This is a genomic window from Ruegeria sp. N11, assembly GCF_056531525.1.
Map to the genome: position 1 here is coordinate 1 of NZ_JBQFLX010000048.1, position 7,006 is coordinate 7,006.

Below are 7,006 nucleotides of genomic sequence, written 5' to 3' on the forward strand. Positions count from 1 at the left end.
GCAACCGACAGCCGAAAATCCTGCGTGAGAGGCACGCAGCCGCTCAAATTCCTCGAAGAGAAAACGAACCAAAAGGAAGAGTTCTTCAACGAAATAGGCTTAGAGCGGTAATTCGGGGCTATAGTCAAAAGACTGGTTAGCGGTTGCGAGCAGTCATTGGGACTGCTCGCGGGATAGATAGAGGTGACCACCTTTGAAGCACAGTTCGATGCGTCTTCAAGCTTTTATCCGAGACTCTACCGTCGTTTGATACTCTCGCGGTTGCGTTCCCGACCTTCGATGTTGATCTGGTGATCTCGACCCCGTGTCCGGTAGAATCCCAGTCCCTTGGACCAGTTCAGAAAATGGGCATGCTGTCGACTTGATCGTCGTTGCGTCCGCGTGGAAAGGACTGCAGCTCCCGTTTGAACGCTGCCAGCCAAGGTGCATCGTGTGCCTTTGCACCATGACTTCTCCACGTCACGACACGACAATCATTTTTGACAAGGTCATGGGTGAAGTCGAAATTCTACTCGACTACAACAATTGCCATTCCGCTCATCGTTCTAAGGCGCCGGATCACTTCGCCAATCTGTTGGATTAACTTCGGCTGAATGCCTTCGTTGGCTCATTCAGCAGCAGTCGCAGCATCGCAATCAGCGCCCGCGCGATGGCCAGCTGTTGCTGCTTACCGCCAGAAAGGCCGCTCCCACACCAGTTCTGCATCGCAGCAAGTTTGGTAACTTACCTTTGACTCAAATTAGAAAACCAGCGAGGTGTGCCTGTTTTTTCATCCAGGACTGACGTCGCTGTCTAATATTTAGCCGCACGATATGAAAATAGGCAGTTTCAGACGCTTCAGATTAGCATTCCGACCCTACAACAGAGAAACAAGAGGCATTAAAACGACGCTTTAAAGGTGCCCGATTACCCAAGCTGCTGCCATATTGCCCACGTACAGTGCGCTGCCGCCCCGTGCTTCAGGCACCGTCTACTTGTGCACCAAGAAATTGGGCCAAAGGACCGTGCTCGACAAGTTGCGCCAGTCCGGGTCTTTGAAATGCCTGTTTCCCAGAACCCCGACGCCTGATCTTGATGCGGTTCTTCTGAACACTGCAGGTGGTGTGACAGGCGGCGATTCATTCCGGTTTTCAGGCAAGGCAGCGGAAGGCACCGCGCTGACACTGACGACACAAGCCTGCGAGCGTGCCTACAAGGCCCAACCTGAAGAACGTGCCCAGGTTATCAATCATCTGACGGTTGAAGCAGGAGCCCGCCTGAATTGGTTGCCGCAAGAGAGCATTTTGTTCAACGGCAGTGCTTTGGAACGACACCTGACGATCGAAAAGCAACCGGGTGCCGAGGTTTTGATGGTAGAGCCGCTGGTCTTTGGGCGCGCCGCCATGGGCGAGACGTTGACCGATATCCGCTTAAGCGATCGGATCGAGATACGACACGAAGGAAAGCTGGTGTTCCTGGATGCGATGCGGTTCTCCGGTAATTGGCACTCTCACCTATCCAAGCCGCATATTGCAAACGGCGCAGGGGCGATGGCACTGATCGTCTTTGCATCGGAGGCTGCCGAAGGTCATTTGGATTCTATTCGCGGAATGCTGCCCGACGACGCAGGTGCAACACTACTCCAAAATGACCTGCTGGCTATCCGTGTTCTAGCCCACAACAGCTTGGCCCTTCGCCGCACTCTGGTCCCGGTTCTGCGCAGGCTGAACAAAGACACATTACCCCGTTGCTGGATTCTCTGAGATGAACCTGACCCCTCGTGAAAAAGACAAACTACTGGTTGCCATGGCTGCTGAGGTCGCCCGCAAACGGCTGGCCCGCGGTGTCAAGTTGAACCACCCCGAGGCCATTGCCCTGATTACCGACGCCGTGGTCGAAGGCGCACGCGATGGCTGTTCAGTCGCCGATATGATGCAAGCCGGCGCCGAAGTGATCACCCGCGACCAATGCATGCAAGGCGTGCCCGAGATGATCCACGAGGTGCAGGTCGAAGCTACTTTCCCAGACGGCACTAAGCTTGTCACTGTTCACAACCCAATCCGCTAATTTCCAAGGAGTTCCAAATGAACCGAATGTTGTTTCCCGCTTTTATTTTGGCTGGTCCTGCTTTGGCCCATACGGATACCCATATTCATGCCCATGGCAGTGATTTCGCCCTGCTCGCAGCTGGGCTGGCATTGATCGCGGTCATCGCCATCACGGTCATATTGAATCTGCCTAAATGATCCCGGGTGAGATCATACCTGCCGAGGGTTCACTGACACTCAACGCAGGACGCAGCAGTCGTCTTGTTGTTGTCGCCAATACCGGTGATCGACCGGTGCAGGTCGGCAGCCATTACCATTTTGCCGAAGCCAACTCTGCCTTGGATTTTGATCGCTACGCGGCCTTGGGGATGCGGTTGGACATCCCGGCAGGCACGGCTGTGAGATTTGAGCCGGGCCAGACTCGCGAAGTCATACTGGTGCCAGTTGACGGGCGCCGGCACATCTACGGTTTCAATATGCATATCATGGGGGCTCTGAAAGATGCCGGGCAAGATCAGCCGAAGTGACTATGCGTCAATGTTCGGCCCCACGGTCGGTGACAAAGTACGATTGGCAGATACCGAACTGATCATCGAGGTTGAGAAGGACCTGATCGTTGAGCGCGCAACGGCTGCGCGTTTCAGCGAAACCGGGCACCGCGAAGATGTCTATGGGGAAGAGGTCAAGTTCGGTGGTGGCAAAGTCATTCGCGACGGGATGGGGCAATCTCAGGCCACCCGCGCTGAAGGGGCCGTGGATACGGTGATCACCAACGCACTGATCGTCGATTATTCCGGTATCTACAAAGCGGACGTTGGGTTGACGGGCGGGCGTATCGCCAAGATTGGGAAAGCCGGCAACCCCGATACGCAACCTGGCGTGGACATCATCATAGGCCCTGGTACTGAGGCAATTGCAGGAGAGGGTCGCATCCTGACGGCGGGCGGGTTCGACAGCCATATCCACTTTATTTGCCCGCAACAAATCGAGGACGCGCTGCATTCCGGCCTGACCACAATGCTGGGCGGCGGCACAGGGCCTGCGCATGGTACGCTGGCGACCACATGCACCCCTGGACCTTGGCATATCGGGCGGATGTTGCAGGCCGCTGATGCGTTTCCAATGAATCTAGCCTTTGCAGGTAAGGGCAATGCCTCTCTACCCGCTGGACTGGAGGAACAGGTCAAAGCCGGAGCGTGTGCCCTGAAACTGCACGAAGACTGGGGAACAACCCCCGCCGCCATCGACTGCTGCCTGTCGACAGCCGATGCAATGGACGTGCAGGTGATGATCCACACTGACACGCTGAATGAATCAGGCTTTGTGGAAAACACCTTGGCGGCCATAAAAGGTCGTACGATTCACGCCTTCCACACTGAAGGCGCAGGCGGTGGACACGCCCCGGACATCATCAAGATCTGCGGCGAGAACCACGTGCTGCCGTCCTCGACCAACCCGACGCGACCCTTCACAGTGAATACGGTCGAAGAGCATCTGGACATGCTGATGGTCTGTCATCACCTCGACAAGTCCATCCCCGAGGACGTGGCCTTTGCCGAAAGCCGCATCCGGCGCGAGACCATCGCAGCCGAAGATATCCTGCACGACATGGGCGCGTTCTCGATCATCGCGTCTGACAGCCAGGCCATGGGTCGGGTCGGAGAGGTATTGATCCGCACTTGGCAAACCGCCGATAAGATGAAGAAACAGCGCGGTCGTCTACCCGAAGAAACCGGTGAGAACGACAACTTTCGCGTCCGCCGCTACATCGCGAAATACACCATCAACCCAGCCATTGCCCACGGCCTCAGCCATGAGATCGGTAGCATCGAAGAAGGCAAGCGCGCCGACTTAGTCCTATGGAACCCTGCCTTTTTCGGAGTGAAGCCCGAGATGGTTCTGCTGGGCGGCACGATTGCGTGTGCGCAGATGGGCGATCCCAACGCGTCTATCCCCACTCCGCAGCCTGTCTATAGCCGCCCCATGTTTGGCGCATATGGTCGGTCGGTAGAAAACTCGGCGATCACATTTGTCTCGCAAGCCGCCTATGCGGACGGGATCGGTGATGCACTGGGATTGGCAAAACAGACCGTCGCCGTCCAAAACACGCGTGAGATCGGCAAGCAGGATCTTCTGCTGAACAACGCGACGCCGCAAGTCGAAGTTGATCCGGAAACCTACGAAGTCCGGGCGGATGGCGAGTTGCTGACCTGCCAACCCGCCGAAGTCCTGCCAATGGCGCAACGATACTTTTTGTTCTGATCAAAAATGTGCTGAGTTGCGGCCCGCGCAAGGCAGAAATGACCAAACACGCTCTTCTAAGTGAGGCCACTATGACAAATATTAAAACCAATGGGGGGACCAACATTTACGAGGGTCCAAATGGCACACTCAACAGCACAAACACACGCACGCTTTTCGCTGCCAAATTTGATCGCATCCATCGGATCGTCAATCTACTCGGCCCTGATCAGCGTGGCCGAAGCTCAATCACGCGTCCGGCAAGTCGAATTCCTGCAATCACTGAGCGACGAAGAGTTGAAAAAGCGCGGCCTGGCGCGCGAACGGATCGTGCATCGGGTATTTTCGGACTCAATCTGGCTCTGACCATTCCCCCTGCAGAGGAGGCGACGGTATGACCGCCCTGCTCTGTATTGCACGTAAGTATTCGGATCACACGCATAGCGATCCAGCAGACTGTCTGTCATTAACCTATGACGACCGCTTTTTGCGGCGCAAGGTTTTGACCTGCGAAAGTGGCGAACAGATTCTCATCGATCTGGCACAAACGACTTCGTTGAACCACGGTGGCGCTTTGGTTCTGGATGACGGTCGCGAAGTGGAAATACAGGCTGCACCCGAAGCGTTGCTGGAGGTTAAAGCCCCGGACCTGACGCGCATTGCTTGGCATATCGGCAATCGCCACACGCCCTGCCAAATCGAAAAGGATCGGCTTCTGATTCAGGTCGATCATGTGATCCGGGACATGCTTCTGAAAATCGGAGCCTCGGTTCGGGAGGTTCACGAACCGTTCACCCCCGAAGGTGGGGCCTATGGCCACGGCAGGACTCATGGCCACGCCCACTGACGCTGATATCCTTACGCTAACCCAGTGGTTGTCTCCGGCATATCCCGTAGGGGGCTTTGCCTATTCTCATGGGCTGGAAGCTGCAATTGACGAGGGAGCTGTCTCCAGTTCACAAGACACCCAAGCCTGGGTTTCACATGCGCTGGAACATGGATCTGGATGGAATGACGCTCTGTTCGTAGTGTCCGCATACAACGCTCAGGATAAAGATCAACTTATCAGTGTCGATGCCAAAGCGCGGGCCATCTGCGCGTCATCTGAAAGAAAAATGGAAACCGAATTGCTGGGACAAGCATTCGGAACGGTCACAGGAGACGTCTGGGAACTAGATATCCAACAATATGCTTACCCAGTTTCAGTAGGCCACGCCGCACGTCTGCAGGGCCTCCCCATGTTACTGGCGACCAAGATGTATTTACAAGCATTTGCAAGCAACTTGGTCGCCTGCGCAACGCGCCTAGTGCCGCTGGGCCAAACCGATTCTCAGAGACTGATACGTAATTTGACACCGCTATGCGCTCATGTCGCCGAAAAAGCGCAAATGGCAGGCTTAGAAGAACTGAGTTCGACTGCGTTCCTGACGGACATAGCGTCGATGAAACACGAAACACAGTATTCAAGGATATTCCGTACATGAACAATATGAACGGCCCTCTTCGCGTTGGCATCGGTGGTCCGGTTGGAGCCGGAAAGACCACTTTGACTGCTGCCTTATCCGAAGCTTTGCGCGACGTCTGTTCGGTGAGTGTCATCACCAATGACATTTATACTCAGGAGGACGCTGAAGCATTGATGCGTATGCAAATTCTTCCCCAAGATAGAATTATGGGCGTGGAAACGGGCGGTTGCCCACATACAGCGATCCGCGAGGATGCATCGATCAACCTAGCAGCGGTCGCTGAAATGCAGGAACGCCATCCCGATCTCGATATTGTTCTTATCGAAAGCGGCGGCGACAACCTGTCGGCTACTTTCAGCCCGGAGCTCGCGGACCTTACAATCTATGTGATTGACGTCGCCGCTGGTGAGGAAATCCCACGAAAGGGCGGACCGGCCATAACAAAGTCCGACATCCTGGTCATAAACAAAACGGATCTGGCGCCGCATGTTGGCGCTTCACTGGAGGTCATGGAAAGAGACGCAGCCAGAATGCGCAAGGGACGGCCTTTTTTGTTTTCGTCCCTTCGTCACAAAAAAGGGGTTGCCGCAATTGTTGACCTCTTGGTGAAGCGGGGTGGGTTAACAATTTCAGAAGCGAATTAGCACCCAGAACGAAGATGCCAAATTGTCGGCACCTGAAGTCGATTGGAGAGGCGGAAAGCACAGTCTTTCATTGCCTCGTTCGTCTGGAGGTTATCTTTTTTCTTCACTTACCTGTTGTCTGTACAGGAAGAGCACTAAGCTCAGCCATACAACTACACATAACCAAGCCATTTTTCGAGGCCGGTTTTTTGCGCGCTCTGCAAGTTTCACCCTCCGATATTTCTGCGTGATGCCCGAAAGTTCGGACACGATGCTGCGCTTTGTCATGGCTGTTAGTGCTTTTTGCAGAAATTTCTCCGCTGAGGGGCACGCACGACGCGAAATTGCGACGCCCGCTTCGGGCTCGGTGCGGTCATCTGAGTGTTTTTGTAAGATGTCTGATTTGTGCCATGAAGCGGTAATTCGCAATTTGAAGCTCAAAGTAAATAAATGGACTCTCGCCGGCATTAACCTCTCTGTAACTGGAGGTGTCCAGTGTGAGCCTTTGGGTGTCAATTTAGATCCGGCTTTGTCTTTCCGAGTTTGTTGATACCCCACTTGTCTTAGCCCCGTAAAACTGTGCCACTATTTTGGTGTCACGGAAGGGATGATGGATGGCTCGGAAGCGGTATTCGGATGAAGATGCGTT

9 protein-coding genes and 1 pseudogene are annotated in these 7,006 nt (G+C 54.7%); 9 read left to right on the forward strand and 1 reads right to left on the reverse strand.

What is annotated here, in order from left to right; all coding sequences use genetic code 11:
• Positions 1-511: 511 nt before the first annotated feature.
• Positions 512-690, reverse strand: a pseudogene (locus ACR0J8_RS23675) (ABC transporter ATP-binding protein); the annotation flags it as partial.
• A gap of 236 nt (positions 691-926) precedes the next feature.
• Between ACR0J8_RS23675 and ACR0J8_RS23680 the strand changes: the two are divergent.
• The 9 genes from ACR0J8_RS23680 to ureG all read left to right on the forward strand — a co-directional run bounded on the left by ACR0J8_RS23680 (position 927) and on the right by ureG (position 6,378).
• Entirely contained in the window at positions 927-1,742 is an 816-nt protein-coding gene (locus ACR0J8_RS23680; protein WP_480892700.1) for an urease accessory protein UreD, read from the forward strand.
• Position 1,743: 1 nt separating this feature from the next.
• A complete protein-coding gene (locus tag ACR0J8_RS23685; protein WP_170613846.1) occupies positions 1,744-2,046 on the forward strand; it encodes an urease subunit gamma in 303 nt (100 codons plus the stop codon).
• Positions 2,047-2,063: 17 nt separating this feature from the next.
• Entirely contained in the window at positions 2,064-2,225 is a 162-nt protein-coding gene (locus tag ACR0J8_RS23690) for a hypothetical protein (RefSeq protein ID WP_170613844.1), read from the forward strand.
• A complete protein-coding gene (locus ACR0J8_RS23695) occupies positions 2,222-2,554 on the forward strand; it encodes an urease subunit beta (protein WP_170613842.1) in 333 nt (110 codons plus the stop codon). The genes ACR0J8_RS23690 and ACR0J8_RS23695 overlap by 4 nt, the downstream gene beginning before the upstream one ends.
• Positions 2,529-4,289 (forward strand): urease subunit alpha, encoded by a 1,761-nt coding sequence (gene ureC, locus ACR0J8_RS23700; protein WP_170613840.1) that lies wholly within the window; start codon positions 2,529-2,531, stop codon positions 4,287-4,289. The genes ACR0J8_RS23695 and ureC overlap by 26 nt, the downstream gene beginning before the upstream one ends.
• 120 nt (positions 4,290-4,409) lie before the next feature.
• A complete protein-coding gene (locus ACR0J8_RS23705) occupies positions 4,410-4,634 on the forward strand; it encodes a DUF1127 domain-containing protein (RefSeq protein ID WP_170613839.1) in 225 nt (74 codons plus the stop codon).
• A 28-nt stretch (positions 4,635-4,662) separates the two neighbouring features.
• Positions 4,663-5,115 (forward strand): urease accessory protein UreE, encoded by a 453-nt coding sequence (ureE, locus tag ACR0J8_RS23710; protein WP_170613837.1) that lies wholly within the window; start codon positions 4,663-4,665, stop codon positions 5,113-5,115.
• A complete protein-coding gene (locus ACR0J8_RS23715; protein ID WP_480892705.1) occupies positions 5,099-5,752 on the forward strand; it encodes an urease accessory protein UreF in 654 nt (217 codons plus the stop codon). The genes ureE and ACR0J8_RS23715 overlap by 17 nt, the downstream gene beginning before the upstream one ends.
• On the forward strand, positions 5,749-6,378 hold the full coding sequence (gene ureG / locus ACR0J8_RS23720) for an urease accessory protein UreG (protein WP_480527429.1): 630 nt from the start codon (positions 5,749-5,751) through the stop codon (positions 6,376-6,378). Before ACR0J8_RS23715 ends, ureG begins: the two co-directional genes overlap by 4 nt.
• Positions 6,379-7,006 lie beyond the last annotated feature (628 nt).